Source organism: Streptomyces sp. NPDC079167 (assembly GCF_040686735.1).
Classification (GTDB): domain Bacteria; phylum Actinomycetota; class Actinomycetes; order Streptomycetales; family Streptomycetaceae; genus Streptomyces.
This window is the reverse complement of record NZ_JBFBLO010000001.1, coordinates 325514-339706: the sequence shown is the minus strand read 5'-3', so window position 1 is coordinate 339706 and position 14193 is coordinate 325514. Positions and strand designations below refer to the sequence as shown.

Below are 14193 nucleotides of genomic sequence, written 5' to 3'. Positions count from 1 at the left end.
CTTCGAGCCACCTGTCACCGCCCTTCGCGGTCGGAGGAAGGCCACACGTACGGCAGATCGGGCGGCACGTCAGGGAAGAGCGGGCGGTAGAACGCCGCGTCCTTGCGTACGAGCGCCGAGCGGTGGCTCTCGTGCAGCGCCTCGTCACCCAGCCACGGAGGCAGTTCGGCCGCCGCCGCGAGCTCCGCGGTGGACCGGACGGAGGTGAGCCCGGCCGAGGCGGCGAGGTCCTTGCGCAGGGTCGCCGCACAGGTGTCGGCCCTGCCCTCCGCGGTCCACGCGGCGCACATGTCCAGGCCGTAGCGGACGAGCGCCTCCTCGTACCCGGTCCACATGCGGACGGCCGGGTGGTGCCGCCAGCCGTAGCCGGGGACGGTGAGTCCTCGCAGCACCTGGATCGTCTCGACCCGCTGCTTGCCCAGCCGCCGGGGGTCGAGTGCGAGGGCGCTCCGGGAGAAATCGGCGTACGGCAGGAAAGTCTGCATGAATCATGCATACCGCGCCGCGCCCGGATGCCCGCCGACGTCACCCGCTAGGCTCGGCGCAGGCCGTCGCGATCGTGGGCGCGAGTCGCGGCGCACCAGCAGGAGGAATGACCGCATGACCATCCAGAGCATCGACGTGGCCTACACCGCCGTCGCCACCGCCGAGAACGGCCGCGACGGCCGCGTCTCCACCGACGACGGCAAGCTCGACGTCGTCGTCAACCCGCCGAAGGAGATGGGCGGCAGCGGCGCGGGGACCAACCCCGAGCAGCTCTTCGCGGCCGGCTACAGCGCCTGCTTCCAGGGCGCGCTCGGCGTGGTCGCCCGTCAGGAGAAGGCCGACATCTCCGGTTCGACGGTGACCGCCTCGGTCTCCATCGGCAAGACGGAGGCGGGCGGCTTCGGCCTGGAGGTCGCGATCAGCGCCTCCATCCCGAACGTCGACACCGCCACCGCGCAGTCGCTCGTCGAGAAGGCGCACCAGGTGTGCCCGTACTCGAACGCCACCCGGGGCAACATCAAGGTCGAGCTGTCCGTCGGCTGAGGCCGGCCGCGTACGTCCGAGGGCCGCATCCCGCAAGCACGGGGATGCGGCCCTCGGCCGTGTGCGGCCGCCCGTAGTCGTAAAAGCGCGCAGAGGCATTGACGGCCGTGGAGGTTGAACTCTACGGTCCCGTTCGAGGTTACGAGCAGCATTCGAAATATCGAACGAGTAAGGATGCCATGACCCGCACCGCGCGCTTCACCCTCGACCCGGCCTTCACCGTCGGCGCCGTCGACCCCAGGCTCTTCGGTTCCTTCGTCGAGCACCTCGGCCGCTGCGTCTACGACGGCATATTCGAGCCCGGCCACCCGTCGGCGGACGAGGCCGGCCTGCGCACCGACGTCCTGGATCTAGTCCGCGAACTCGGCGTCACCGCCATCCGTTACCCCGGCGGCAACTTCGTCTCCGGCTACCGCTGGGAGGACAGCGTCGGCCCCGCCGACGAGCGCCCCCGCCGCCTCGACCTCGCCTGGCGCTCCACCGAGACGAATCGTTTCGGCCTCTCCGAGTACATCGACTTCCTCAGGAAGATCGGCCCCCAGGCCGAACCGATGCTCGCCGTCAACCTCGGCACCCGCGGCGTCCAGGAGGCCATCCAGCTCCAGGAGTACGCCAACCACCCGTCAGGCACCGAGCTCTCCGACCGCCGTGCCGCCCACGGCGACAAGGACCCCTTCGGCATCAAGCTGTGGTGTCTGGGCAACGAGATGGACGGCCCCTGGCAGACCGGCCATAAGACCGCCGAGGAGTACGGCCGGCTGGCGGCCGAGACCGCGCGCGCGATGCGGCAGATCGACCCCTCGGTCCAGCTCGTCGCCTGCGGGTCCTCCAGCCGCGCCATGCCGACGTTCGCGGCCTGGGAGGCGACGGTGCTCGCCGAGACCTACGACCTCGTCGACTACGTCTCGCTGCACGCCTACTACGAGGAGACCGACGGCGACCGCGACTCCTTCCTCGCCTCGGCCGTCGACATGGAGTCCTTCATCGAGAGCGTCGTGGCGACCTGCGACCACGTGGGGGCGCGCCTGAAGTCCCCGAAGAAGATCAACCTCTCCTTCGACGAGTGGAACGTCTGGTACCAGAAGCGCTTCCAGCAGGAGACGGAGGAGAACCCCCTCGACTGGCCGGAGGCGCCCCGGCTGCTGGAGGACAACTACAGCGTCACCGACGCCGTCGTCTTCGGCAGCCTGCTCATCGCGCTGCTGCGCCACGCGGACCGGGTGACCGTCGCCTGCCTCGCCCAGCTGGTCAACGTGATCGCGCCGATCATGACCGAGCCGGGCGGGCCGGCCTGGCGGCAGACCACCTTCTTCCCCTTCGCCCAGGCCGCGCGCTACGGGCAGGGCCAGGTCCTGGACGTACGGGTGGACTCGCCCACCTACGGGACGGCGAAGTACGGCGAGGCGGACCTGCTGCACGCCACCGCCGTACGCGACCCGGAGACGGGTGCCGTCACGGTGTTCGCCGTCAACCGCAGCCAGGACGCGGCGCTGCCGCTCGAAGTGGCCCTGACGGGCCTGGAGCTGGGTCGGATCGCCGAGCACCAGGTCGTCGCGGACGCCGACCCGGAGGCCCGTAACACCCTCGCCGAGCCCGAGCGGGTGCTCCCGCACGCCGCCGAGGGCACGGAGCTGGCCGGCTCCACGCTGAAGGCCCTGCTGGAGCCGATGTCCTGGAACATGATCCGGCTGGTGTGACAACGCGTACGGCGCCCTCCCCGCGCGGGGAGGGCGCCGTACGCGGTGGGCGGTCAGCGGGCGGAGAAGGCGTGCACCGTCGTCGAGCGGTACGTCTCGCCGGGCCGCAGCACCGTCGAGGGGAACGACGGCTGGTTGGGGGAGTCCGGGAAGTGCTGGGACTCCAGGCAGAACGCGTCACCCTGGCGGTAGACGCGTCCCGAGGTGCCCGTCAGCGTGCCGTCGAGGAAGTTGCCCGTATAGACCTGCATGCCGGGCTCCGTGGTGTACATCTTCATCACCCGGCCGGAGCCCGGGTCCGTCACGGTCAGCGCGTACTCCGGGCGGGCCGTGACGCCCTTGTCCAGCACGTAGTTGTGGTCGATCCCCTGCCCGTAGCGGATCTGCTCGTGCGGGGTGCGGACCGCCTCCCCGATGGCCCGGGACCGCCGGAAGTCGAACGGCGTACGCGCCACCGGCGCGAGCTCACCCGTGGGGATCAGTGTCGAGCCGACCGGCGTGTAGCGCGCTGCCGCCAGCTCCAGCAGGTGCCCGTCGACGCTGCCGCTGCCCTCGCCCGCCAGGTTGAAATAGGTGTGGCTGGTCAGATTGAGGACGGTGGCGCGCTCCGTCGTCGCCGTGTAGTCGATGCGCCAGTCACCCCGGGAGGTGAGGGTGTAGACGACACGGACGGCGAGCGCGCCCGGGTAGCCGGCCTCGCCGTCCGGGCTGGTCCGGGTCAGGACCAACCCGACGTCGCCGCGTCCGGTGAACGGCTCCACGTCCCAGATCCGCTTGTCGAACCCCTGGTCGCCCCCGTGGAGGCTGTTGGGGCCGTCGTTGACGGGCAGTTGGTGCGTGACACCGTCGAGGGTGAAACGCCCCTCGGCGATGCGGTTGCCGTACCGTCCGATCAGCCCGCCGAAGTACGGGGACTTCGCCACGTAGTCCGGAAGGTTGTCGAAGCCGAGCGCGACGTTCTCCGTGCGCCCCCTGCGGTCGGGGGTCTCCAGGGAGTGGACGACACCTCCCCAGGAGAGGACCTTCAGCCGGGTGCCGCCGTTGGCGAGGGTCCAGCGGTGCACCTTCGTGCCGTCGGCGAGTGTGCCGAAGAGCTCCCTGGCCGGGGCGTGCCCGGTGGCTGCCGCGTGCGCGGCGGGGGCTCCCGCCGCCACGGCCAGCCCGGCGGCGGCCGTGGCCGCCAGGACGGTGCGTCTGCTGGTTCCGGTCATGAAACAACTCCTGTCGCGGGAAAGGGTGTTACGAACCGACCTTGCGCTTGTTCCAGACGTCGAAGCCGACCGCGGCCAGCAGCACCGCACCCTTGATGACCTGCTGCCAGTCGGTGCCGATGCCGACGAGGTTCATCCCGTTGTTGAGCACACCCAGGACCAGACCACCGATGATCGCGCCGAGGACCGTGCCGACGCCGCCGCTCATCGACGCGCCGCCGATGAACGAGGCGGCGATGGCCTCCAGCTCGAAGTTGAGGCCGGCCTTGGGCGAGGCCGCGTTGAAGCGGGCGGCGAAGACCAGGCCCGCCAGGGCCGCGAGCATGCCCATGTTCAGGAAGACCAGGAAGGTGACCTTCTTGTCCTTCACACCCGACAGCTTCGCCGCGGGCAGGTTGCCGCCGATCGCGTAGATGTGGCGGCCGATGATCGCGTTGCGCATCAGGTAGCCGAACCCGACGACCAGCACGCCCAGGATGAGGAGCACGACCGGTGCGCCCTTGTAGCTGGCGAGCAGCAGGGTGACGACCAGGACGGCGGCGACCAGGGCGACCAGCTTCAGCAGGAACAGCTTCAGCGGCGGCACGTCGAGGGCGAACTCCAGCTGCCGCTTGCGGTCGCGGACCTCCTGGTAGACGACGAAGGCGATCAGCGCGAAGCCCAGCAGCAGGGTGAGGTTGTGGTAGTTGGTGTCCGGGCCGACCTCCGGAAGGAAGCCGTTGGCTATCTTCTGCAGGTCCTTCGGGAAGGGGCCGAGGGTCTGGCCCTTCAGGAAGATCTCCGTCAGACCGCGGAAGAGCAGCATGCCCGCGAGGGTCACGATGAACGAAGGTATGCCGAGATAGGCGATGAAGAAGCCCTGGACCGCGCCGGCGACGGCGCCGATGGCCAGGCACAGCACCACCGCGAGCGGCCAGGCGAGATCGTTCTCGACCATCAGCACGGCGGACATCGCGCCGATGAACGCGGTCAGCGAGCCGACCGACAGGTCGATGTGACCCGCGATGATGACGAGCATCATGCCGATCGCGAGGATCAGGATGTAGCTGTTCTGCAGCACCAGGTTGGAGACGTTGCGCGGCAGCAGCAGGTCACCGCCCGACCACACCGCGAACAGCACCACGATCAGGCCGAGGGCCATCAGCATGCCGTACTGGCGCATGTTGCGGCGCATGCCGCCGATCATCAGCTGCAGCAGGCCCCCGCCGGAGGCCGCCCCGCCTCCGCCGGACGGCCCGGGGGCCGGGGTCTTGGCGGTCAGGTCGGTGCTCATCGCGTTACCTCTTTGTCCTTCGTCATCTGACGCATCAGCGCTTCCTGCGAGGCCTCGGCCCGCGAGAACTCACCCGTCAGCCGTCCCGCGGCCATCGTGTAGATGCGGTCGCACATGCCGAGCAGCTCCGGCAGTTCGGAGGAAATGAAGACGACCGCCTTGCCCTGGGCGGCCAGCTGGTCGATGACCGTGTAGATCTCGTACTTGGCGCCCACGTCGATCCCGCGCGTGGGTTCGTCCAGGATCAGCACCTCGGGACCCGCGAAGATCCACTTGCTGAGGACGACCTTCTGCTGGTTGCCGCCGGAGAGTTTGCCGACCGGCTCGAAGACGGTCGGCGCCTTGATGTTCATGGAGGTGCGGAAGCCCTCGGCGACCTGGCGCTCCTCGTGCTCGTCGACCACGCCCCGTTTCGCGACCTTGCCCAGCGCGGTCAGCGAGATGTTCCGGTTGATGGTGTCGATGAGGTTGAGGCCGTAGTGCTTGCGGTCCTCGGTGGCATACGCGATGCCGTGCCCGACCGCCTCCGGGACGGTCTTCGTACGGATCTCGGTGCCGTCCTTGAGGACGGTGCCGCCCGCGTACCGGCCGTACGAGCGGCCGAAGACGCTCATCGCCAGCTCGGTGCGTCCGGCGCCCATGAGCCCGGCGATACCGACGATCTCGCCGCGCCGCACCGTGATGGACACGTCGTCGACGACCTTGCGCTGCTGGTCGATGGGGTGGTGCACGGTCCAGTTGCGGATCTCCAGGGCGGGAGCGCTTCCCTCCTCCGGGTGGTGCGGGGTGCGCTCCGGGAAGCGGTTCTCCAGGTCGCGGCCGACCATCCCGCTGATGATCCTGTCCTCGGTCGTCTCCGCGTCCTTCACGTCGAGCGTCTCGATGGAGCGCCCGTCGCGGATGATCGTGACCGAGTCGGCGACCCGCCGGATCTCGTTCAGCTTGTGCGAGATGATGATCGAGGTCATGCCCTGTTCCTTGAGGGAGAGGATCAGGGTGAGGAGCTTGCCGCTGTCCTCGTCGTTGAGCGCCGCCGTCGGCTCGTCGAGGATGAGCAGCTTCACCTTCTTGGAGAGCGCCTTGGCGATCTCCACCAGCTGCTGCTTGCCCACGCCGATGTCGGCGACGCGGGTCTCGGGGTGCTCGTCGAGGCCGACCCGGCGCAGGAGTTCGCCGGCGTGCCTGAGGGTGTCGTTCCAGTTGATCAGTCCGCGCTTGGCGTGCTCGTTGCCGAGGAAGATGTTCTCCGCGATCGAGAGGTACGGCACCAGCGCCAGCTCCTGGTGGATGATCACGATGCCGTGCTCTTCGCTCGCCCGGATGTCCTTGAACCGGCAGGCCTCGCCGTCGAAGAGGATGTCCCCCTCGTAGCTGCCGTGCGGATGGACTCCCGAGAGCACCTTCATCAAGGTCGACTTGCCGGCGCCGTTCTCGCCGCAGATGGCGTGGACCTCGCCCTGACGGACTGTCAGTGTGACGTCCGAAAGCGCTTTGACACCGGGAAAGGTCTTGACGATCGAGCGCATTTCCAGGACGGGTCCCGCCATGGTCTTGCCTTCCAATCCTTGAGGGGTCCCGGTTACTTGAGGTCGTTCTCGGTGTAGTAACCGTCGTCGATGAGGGCTTCCTTGTAGTTGGCCTTGTCGACGCTGACCGGCTGCAGCAGGTAGGCGGGGACGACCTTGACACCGTTGTCGTAGGACTTGGTGTCGTTGACCTCGGGCTTCTTGTCGTTCAGGGAGGCCTCGACCATGTTCGAGGCGACCTTGGCGAGCTTGCGCAGGTCCTTGTAGACGGTCTGGGTCTGCTCACCGGCGATGATCGACTTCACGGAGGCGAGCTCCGCGTCCTGACCCGTGACGACCGGCATGGGCTTGGACTTGGAGCCGTAACCGTCCGACTTGAGGGCGGAGAGGATGCCGATGGAGATGCCGTCGTACGGCGAGAGCACGGCGTCGACCCGGGTGGAGCGGTAGCTGGACGTCAGCAGGTCGTCCATGCGCTTCTGCGCGGTGCCGCCGTCCCAGCGCAGGGTGGTGACCTGGTTCAGGGCGGTCTGCTTGGACCTGACGACCAGCTCGCCCTTGTCCACGTACGGCTTGAGGACGTTCATCGCGCCCTGGAAAAAGTACTTGGTGTTGTTGTCGTCGTTGGAACCGGCGAACAGCTCGATGTTGAAGGGGCCCTTCTTGCCGTCCTCCAGGCCGAGCTTGTCCACGATGTACGTGCCCTGCAGCTCGCCGACCTTCTCGTTGTCGAACGAGGCGTAGTAGTCGACGTTCTCCGTGCCGAGGATCAGCCGGTCGTAGGAGATCACCGGGATGTCGGCGTCCTTGGCCTGCTGCAGCACGTTGTTGAGGGACTTGTTGTCGATCGCGGCGACGATCAGGGCGTCCACGCCCTGCGTGATCATGTTCTCGATCTGCGAGACCTGCTGGTCCGGGTCGTCCTCGCCGTAGACCAGCTTGGTCTTGTAACCCTTGCCCTTCAGTTCCTTCTCGACGTTGGCGCCGTCGGAGATCCAGCGCTCGGAGGACTTGGTCGGCATCGCGATGCCGATGGTGGCACCTTCGGCGCCGCCCTTCTTCTCCTCGCTGCCGCCCTCGCCGCTCTGGCCGCAGGCGGTCAGAGTGAGTGCGAGGGAGGCGGCGGAGGCTATGGCGGCAAGTGCGGCTCTGCGGTTGCGCATAGTCATCATCCTTGATGTGGGGTCAGTGCTCGGCCCGGTGGTGCCGGAAGGCTGAGGGCGATCGACCGAGAACAGGTGTTGTGGGATTGTGCGCGGCTGTGTCTCTTTTTGGGGAGAGTGTTTCCGAAGCGTTATGACGAGATCTCGAAGCGGTTGAGCGGGCCCGGCAGCCGGCTGCCGGGCGCGGCCATCTCCCCGTCCGCCCCGTGCCGCGCCAGCAGATCCAGCGCGAGCCGGCCGCGCCGCACCCGCTCCTTCGCGGTCGACAGCGCCAGCTCGCGCAGGTGCCGGCCGTAGGGATAGATCCCCGGCGCCTTGGAGAGGCCGAACTTCAGGTACAGCGGCGCCCCGCGCCGGATCAGCTCGGCGACCTCGTACATCCGCACATAGCCGCCCAGGTCGTCCGGGGCCTCGATGTAGAGGTCCATCGGCGCCCGGGAGACCCGGCGGATCTCGGTGAACTGGGCCAGCGTCAGGTCCGAAGGGATGTTGATGGAGTCCGCGCCGAGCTGCTCGAACACGGCGTACGACGCCGGGTTCACCGGGCCGATGAGCGCCGACACCTTGAAGGTGGTGTCGGCGGGCAGGACACCTTGCGCACGCAGCCGGTGCAGGGTCCACAGCACGCCCTCGTCGGCCACGAGGAGGCACTTGACGCCCAGTGCCGCCGCACGCAGGGCGTCCTCCACGCAGCCGGCCAGGGCGTCGTGCCCCCGGGAGCGCAGCCCGGCGCCGCCGGAGTCCGTACGCACGGACGCGCCGGTGTCCCAGGTGCCGCGCGGGCCGGTGAACAGGCAGAGCTCGATGTCCCGTTCGGCGCAGCCCTCCACCATCTCGGTGATCTCCGCGTCGGTCAGCATCCAGATGCCACTGCCCTGGCTGATGCGGTGGACCGGGACGTCGAGCGTCGCGGACTCCTTGAGTACGACACCGAGGGCCTCCGGGCCCTCCACGGACGGCACCTCGGTGCGCCAGCTCCCGCCGTCGGGGAAGGAGTGCGGGGAGGCGTCGGCCGGGGACAGCGGCGCCGGGCCGAGACCGAGCGCGGTGAGCGCGGCGTCACCGGGACGGCGGGCCCCGGCGGCACCGGGGGAAGAGACAGGGGCGTCGTTCACGACTGGTCCTTCATGTTCGGTATTTCGGACGACATTCGGGTCTTTGGGTGTGCGCCGGCACGGAGGCGGTCAGGACACCGCCGTGCCGGCGCACGGGTCAGGGCGGGCCCGTCACGGCCGCAGCAGCACCTTCCCGGTCTCCGGATCCCCGGACCCCACGAGCGCGACCGCCTCGGCGAACCGCTCCAGCGGGAACTCGTGGGTGATCAGCGGCGCCGGATCGAGCAGCCCGGCCGTGAAGGCCCGCACCGCGTAGGACCAGGCCGACGAGGGCGCGCCGAAGACGCTGCGCACGGTGAGCTGGCTCAGCGACAGGTGCACCGGGTCGATGCCCACCGCGCCCGGGGTGAACATCCCCGTCAGCACCACCCGCCCGCCGCGCCGCGCCAGCAGGCACGCGTCGGCGGCGGTGGACGGCGCCCCGGCCGTCTCCACGACCAGGTCGTAGCGGCCGCGCACCTCCTCGGCCTCCTCGGGCACCCGTGCCTCGCTCGCCCCGAAGTCCAGGGCCTGCGCGGCCCGCCCCTTCCTCGGGTCGATCACGGTGAGCTCCGCGGGCGAGACCGCGGCCAGCAGCTGCACCGCGAGCAGCCCGAGCGTGCCCGCCCCCAGGACGGCGATCCGCTCACCCGGCTCGGGCGCCCCGGCCCGTACCGCCGCGGCGATCACCGCGGCGGGCTCCAGCAGCGCCGCCGCGCGCAGATCGGCGTCGTCGGCCAGCGGGTGCAGCAGCCGCGCCGGGACCACCAGGTGGTCGGCAAAGGCGCCGGGCCGGGTGAACCCCGTCTCGTCGTACCCCGCCGTGCACAGGGAGGTCTCCCCGTACCGGCACCGCTCGCAGCGCCCGCAGGCCCGGAAGCCCTCGGCGACCGTACGCCGTCCGGTCAGCGCGGGGTCGACGCCCTCGCCGACCGCGTCGACCGTCCCCGACCACTCGTGACCCGGCACCACGGGATAGCGCACATAGGCGGGATCGCGGTGGCCGTCGTACACCTCGCGGTCGCTCATGCAGATCCCGGCCGCGGCGACCCGCACCCTGACCTCGCCGGGGCCCGGCTCGGGGAGCGGCCCCTCGGCCAGCGTGTGGCTGCCGGGCCGCTCGACGGTCAACGACCGCGAGAGAGAGGTCACTTGGGCTGCCTCTTCTCCCAGCCGTCCGCCCACAGGTCGAACCGTGCCTGCTGCTGCGGGAATTCGGCCGCCGCGTCCACGTCCAGCTCCACGCCGAGCCCGGGGGCGTCGGAGAGCTCGAAGCAGCCGGTGGCCGGGTCGACCGTCGGGGCGCCCTTGACGACCTTCTTGATGTCGGCGTCCGCGAAGTCGTTGAAGTGTTCGAGGATCTTGAAGTTGGGGGTGCAGCCGGCCACCTGGAGGCTCGCCGCGGTCAGCACCGAACCGCCCACGTTGTGCGGGGCGATCAGCATGTAGTGGGTCTCCGCGGTCGCCGCGAGCTTGCGGGTCTCCAGGATGCCGCCGATGTGGCCGACGTCCGGCTGGATGATGTCGACGGCCTGTGACTCGAAGAGTTCGCGGAACTCGATCCGGTCGTGGATGCGTTCACCGGTCGCGATCGGCATGTCGACCTTCTCCGCGACCTTGCTCAGCGCCTTGAGGTTCTCCGGCGGCACCGGCTCCTCCAGCCAGGCCGGCGTGAACGGCGCCATCTCGCGGGCGATCCGCACCGCCGTCGAGGGGCTGAACCGCCCGTGCATCTCCAGCATCAGCTCGGTGTCGGGCCCGATGGCGTCCCGCACGGCCTCGATGAGGGACACGGCGTAACGCGTCTCCTCCTGACCGAGCTCGAAGTGTCCCGTGCCGAAGGGGTCGATCTTCAGGGCACGGTAACCGCGCTCGACGACTCCCTGTGCCGCCTTGTGGTACGCCTCCGGAGTGCGCTCGGTGGTGTACCAGCCGTTGGCGTACGCCTTGACCCGGTCGGTGACCTTCCCGCCCAGCAGCTGCCACACCGGGACGCCGAGCGCCTTGCCCTTGATGTCCCAGCAGGCCATCTCGATGACCGCGATGCCGGACATCACGATCTCGCCGGCGCGCCCGTAGTCGCCGTACTTCATGCGCTTGACGAGGTCCTCGACCGCGAACGGGTCGCTCCCTTCGATGTGGTTGACCGACGCCTCACGCAGATAGCCGAGCAGTGCGTCGGTGCGGCCCAGCATCCGGGTCTCGCCGACCCCGGTGAGACCCTCGTCGGTGTGGACCTGGACGTAGGTGAGGTTGCGCCACGGCGTGCCGACGACATGCGTACTGATTCCGGTGATGCGCACGAGGGATGCCTCTCAACGTGTTCGGTATTTCGTCACTCGTTCGAAATGCTGGCGTGACGGTAATGACGGGCCAGGGCACGTGTCAATGGTTTGCACACGTAGGCTGACGCCATGAGTGATCTCGGGGCGGGTTTCGGGTACTTGATCAAGGGGCAGCGCTGGGTCCTCGGACACGGCAGGTGGTTCGGCTTCGGCCTGCTCCCCGCGCTGGTCACCCTCGTCGTCTACGCGGGCGCGCTGGTCGGACTCGGTTACGGCGCCGACGACTTCGTCGGCTGGGCCACCCCGTTCGCCGACGACTGGTCCTCGCCCTGGCTGGGACTCCTGCGCAACACCCTGACCGTCCTGGTCTTCGCCTTCGGGATCTTCCTCGCGGTGATCACCTTCACCGCGGCGACCCTGCTGGTGGGCCAGCCGTTCTACGAGTCGCTCTCCGAGGAGGTCGACCGCAGCGAGGGCGGCGAGGTGCCCGGGTCGGGCCTGCCGCTCTGGCGTGAACTCTGGATCTCCGCCCGCGACTCCGTCCGGATCCTGGTGCGCGTCGCGCTGTACGGGGTGGTGCTCTTCGCCCTCGGGTTCATCCCCGTCATCGGGCAGACCGTGGTCCCCGTCCTCGGTTTCTGCGTCACCGGGTACTTCCTCTCCGAGGAGCTCACCGCCGTCGCCCTCCAGCGCCGCGGCATGGTCCTGAAGGACCGCCTCGCGCTGCTGCGCACCCGCCGCATGATGGTCCTGGGCTTCGGCGTCCCGCTCGCGCTCGCCTTCGTCGTCCCGTTCGTCGCGGTGCTGCTCATGCCGGGCGCCGTCGCGGGGGCCACGCTGCTGGCCCGCGAGCTCACGGCCCCGCCCTCGCCCGTTGCGGAGCCGGCCCCTTCGTCGCCGTACACCCTCCACAAGGACTGAGGAGGCCCCCGGACCGGCCGGTCCGGGGGCCCGCACCGGTCAGGCGCCGTGGACCTCCAGCGCCGTCCTGACCGCGGACTCCAGAGCGCCCTCGATCCAGGCCGGCTTGATGGACGTGTGGCAGCCGGCGAAGTGCAGCGGGCCCTCCGGGGTCCGCACGTCCGGGAACAGCTCGGTGTGCTGCCCGGGCAGCAGCACGGACGCCTCGCCGTACGCGTACGGGTCACGCATCCAGGACTGGGTGCGGCCGACGCCCGTGTAGAAGACCTCGATCCGCTGCCCGTACACGTCCTGAACGCCTCCCAGGGTGTGCGGATAGCGCTCGTCGTCGTCCAGCGAGTCCCACTTCAGGGCGTCGTCGGCCCAGCTGTACGAGGCGAGCAGGACCCCGCCCTCGCTGCCCTCGACCCGGTGCGAGGGCTGGTACATGAACCGGTTGGCGTTGTCGGTCACCGAGCCGCCGCCGATGACGTGGGCCGCCTCGGGCTGGTCCCGGGCGGTGGACCGGCAGGCCGCGTAGTGCACCCGCTGGTTGGGAGGGATGTGGCCGCGCGGCACGGAGGGGTGCGCCCCCAGCAGCGAGCCGTCGGCCGGGGCCTTCCCCGCCCGGTACTCCTCGTACAGCCCCGGCCGCACCGCTCCCAGCTCGCGCTTCCAGTCCGCCTCGTCGAACTCCCACCAGCGGCGGCTGAATTCGAGCAGCACCTTGGTCGCCGCGTCGTAGTGGACCTCGGTGATCGCGCGCCGCTTGCCGTACGAGAGCGCGGGCGTCATCCGGACGTGCCGCAGACCGGAGAAGGGCACCGTGACGATGGCCTTGTCGCCGGTGAAGGTCTCCCGGACGACGGGGCCGTCCCGCCCCTCGGAGACCGTCTCCACGCTCACCCCGTCCTTGCCGTGGGTGATCCTGGTGGCCCGGCGGTCCAGGTGCACCAGCTTCTTCACCTGCGCGTACATCGCGTCGGCGAGGGTCGCGGTGCCGTCGGGCAGCTCGAAGAAGGAGGTCGCGGGGCTGATCAGCGAGGCCCCGATGAAGCTGTGCAGGAAGGCGAGATGGAGCCGCGAGGTCATGTTCTCGACGGTGCCGATGAGGTCGATCGTGCGCTCGTCGAGCTTGGCCACCTCGGTCATGTACCGGTACATCGACCAGTGCCCGTACCGCTGGAGCACGGTCGCCCAGCCCTCGACCAGGGCGCTGCCCTCCTTGCCCTCGATCTCCGCGCGCACGGGGGCGAAGGCGTCCCGCACGATCTTCGATGCGGGGGTGTTCTCGTAGGCCGCGGGGACCCCGAAGGAGCGGTTGACCGCCTGCGGCTTCGCGGCGTAGTCGGCGCGGCGGACGCGGACGCCGTTGACATGGATCCAGGTGCGGTTGGCGGGGCGCCCTTCGGTGTCCACGTCGACCAGGTGGAAGCGCCGGGTCTTCAGCCCGAGACGGGCCATCAGGCCGGTGACCAGCGGGTGACTGTCCGGGATGCGCATGGCGCCGGCCTCGGCGTACTGCTTCGGATCGGCGAAGGGCGGCTTCGACTGCTCGTGGCCGCCGGCCCGGAAGGTCTTGATCCGGCCGCCGACACGGTTGCCGTTGGCCTCGATCACGGTGACGTCGTGACCGGCTTCGTGCAGCAGCCGCGCCGCGGTGAGACCGGCCGGCCCCGCGCCGACGACCAGCACCTTCTTCCGGGCGGCACGGGTGCGGGGCAGGCCCTTGCCCAGCAGGACCTCGCGGTAACCGGGGATCAGGTCCTTGTCGTTCTCGTCGCGGACGAGGATGGCGCGGGCGACGAGGAGAGCGGCTTCCCGGTCGGATCCGGGCGCCGCTCCCGGCGCGGCGGCCGTGGTCCGGGGCGCCGCCGCGGACGCGGCGGCGCCGGTCACGGCGAGGGCCGCGGCACCGGCGGTGGCGCCCGCGATCACGGCACGGCGGGACGGCAGGGAGGATGACGATTCATCAACGGGTGAGGTCATGTCGATCACCCTGCTGTGCGAGACCC

The 14193-nt window shown here is 69.8% G+C and carries 12 protein-coding genes; 3 read left to right on the top strand and 9 right to left on the bottom strand.

Annotated elements, in window-relative coordinates:
- Positions 1–14: 14 nt before the first annotated feature.
- A complete protein-coding gene (locus AB0P41_RS01655) occupies positions 15–485 on the bottom strand; it encodes an MSMEG_6728 family protein (RefSeq protein ID WP_356707577.1) in 471 nt (156 codons plus the stop codon).
- Between the two features lie 115 nt (positions 486–600).
- Between AB0P41_RS01655 and AB0P41_RS01650 the strand changes: the two genes are divergently transcribed.
- Positions 601–1029 (top strand): organic hydroperoxide resistance protein, encoded by a 429-nt coding sequence (locus tag AB0P41_RS01650; protein WP_365929424.1) that lies wholly within the window; start codon positions 601–603, stop codon positions 1027–1029.
- A gap of 179 nt (positions 1030–1208) precedes the next feature.
- Complete coding sequence (locus AB0P41_RS01645) at positions 1209–2726, top strand: alpha-N-arabinofuranosidase (protein WP_365929423.1); 1518 nt, start codon at positions 1209–1211, stop codon at positions 2724–2726.
- A gap of 53 nt (positions 2727–2779) precedes the next feature.
- On the opposite strand, the gene AB0P41_RS01640 is transcribed toward AB0P41_RS01645, so the two are convergent.
- The 7 genes from AB0P41_RS01640 to AB0P41_RS01610 form a co-directional block, all read right to left on the bottom strand.
- The gene (locus tag AB0P41_RS01640; protein ID WP_365929421.1) at positions 2780–3937 is read right to left on the bottom strand and encodes an aldose epimerase family protein; all 1158 of its coding nucleotides are present in this window, start codon (positions 3935–3937) and stop codon (positions 2780–2782) included.
- Between the two features lie 28 nt (positions 3938–3965).
- Positions 3966–5210, bottom strand: coding sequence for a multiple monosaccharide ABC transporter permease (gene mmsB / locus AB0P41_RS01635; RefSeq protein ID WP_356707573.1), 1245 nt, complete (start codon positions 5208–5210; stop codon positions 3966–3968).
- Positions 5207–6757: a multiple monosaccharide ABC transporter ATP-binding protein gene (gene mmsA, locus AB0P41_RS01630; protein ID WP_356707572.1), complete on the bottom strand. Its 1551-nt coding sequence runs from the start codon at positions 6755–6757 to the stop codon at positions 5207–5209. Before mmsA ends, mmsB begins: the two co-directional genes overlap by 4 nt.
- A 32-nt stretch (positions 6758–6789) precedes the next feature.
- A complete protein-coding gene (gene chvE, locus AB0P41_RS01625) occupies positions 6790–7899 on the bottom strand; it encodes a multiple monosaccharide ABC transporter substrate-binding protein (RefSeq protein ID WP_356707571.1) in 1110 nt (369 codons plus the stop codon).
- 131 nt (positions 7900–8030) lie between these two features.
- Positions 8031–9014, bottom strand: coding sequence for a hypothetical protein (locus tag AB0P41_RS01620; RefSeq protein ID WP_365929418.1), 984 nt, complete (start codon positions 9012–9014; stop codon positions 8031–8033).
- Between the two features lie 111 nt (positions 9015–9125).
- Positions 9126–10145 (bottom strand): alcohol dehydrogenase catalytic domain-containing protein, encoded by a 1020-nt coding sequence (locus AB0P41_RS01615; protein WP_365929416.1) that lies wholly within the window; start codon positions 10143–10145, stop codon positions 9126–9128.
- Complete coding sequence (locus AB0P41_RS01610) at positions 10142–11296, bottom strand: mandelate racemase/muconate lactonizing enzyme family protein (RefSeq protein ID WP_356707568.1); 1155 nt, start codon at positions 11294–11296, stop codon at positions 10142–10144. Before AB0P41_RS01610 ends, AB0P41_RS01615 begins: the two co-directional genes overlap by 4 nt.
- Before the next feature lie 111 nt (positions 11297–11407).
- Between AB0P41_RS01610 and AB0P41_RS01605 the strand changes: the two genes are divergently transcribed.
- Positions 11408–12199, top strand: coding sequence for an EI24 domain-containing protein (locus AB0P41_RS01605; protein ID WP_365929414.1), 792 nt, complete (start codon positions 11408–11410; stop codon positions 12197–12199).
- A 39-nt stretch (positions 12200–12238) separates the two neighbouring features.
- Here the strand turns inward: AB0P41_RS01605 and AB0P41_RS01600 are convergent, their stop codons facing one another.
- Positions 12239–14167, bottom strand: coding sequence for an FAD-dependent oxidoreductase (locus AB0P41_RS01600; protein ID WP_365929412.1), 1929 nt, complete (start codon positions 14165–14167; stop codon positions 12239–12241).
- Positions 14168–14193 lie beyond the last annotated feature (26 nt).

What these genes read in the sequence shown, in the direction of transcription:
- AB0P41_RS01645 (WP_365929423.1), top strand. Translation starts at nt 1,209, where the DNA reads ATGACCCGCACCGCGCGCTTCACCCTCGACCCGGCCTTCACCGTCGGC.
- AB0P41_RS01605 (WP_365929414.1), top strand. Translation starts at nt 11,408, where the DNA reads ATGAGTGATCTCGGGGCGGGTTTCGGGTACTTGATCAAGGGGCAGCGC.
- mmsA (WP_356707572.1), bottom strand. Translation starts at nt 6,757, where the DNA reads ATGGCGGGACCCGTCCTGGAAATGCGCTCGATCGTCAAGACCTTTCCC.
- mmsB (WP_356707573.1), bottom strand. Translation starts at nt 5,210, where the DNA reads ATGAGCACCGACCTGACCGCCAAGACCCCGGCCCCCGGGCCGTCCGGC.
- chvE (WP_356707571.1), bottom strand. Translation starts at nt 7,899, where the DNA reads ATGCGCAACCGCAGAGCCGCACTTGCCGCCATAGCCTCCGCCGCCTCC.
- AB0P41_RS01655 (WP_356707577.1), bottom strand. Translation starts at nt 485, where the DNA reads ATGCAGACTTTCCTGCCGTACGCCGATTTCTCCCGGAGCGCCCTCGCA.
- AB0P41_RS01600 (WP_365929412.1), bottom strand. Translation starts at nt 14,167, where the DNA reads ATGACCTCACCCGTTGATGAATCGTCATCCTCCCTGCCGTCCCGCCGT.
- AB0P41_RS01640 (WP_365929421.1), bottom strand. Translation starts at nt 3,937, where the DNA reads ATGACCGGAACCAGCAGACGCACCGTCCTGGCGGCCACGGCCGCCGCC.
- AB0P41_RS01650 (WP_365929424.1), top strand. Translation starts at nt 601, where the DNA reads ATGACCATCCAGAGCATCGACGTGGCCTACACCGCCGTCGCCACCGCC.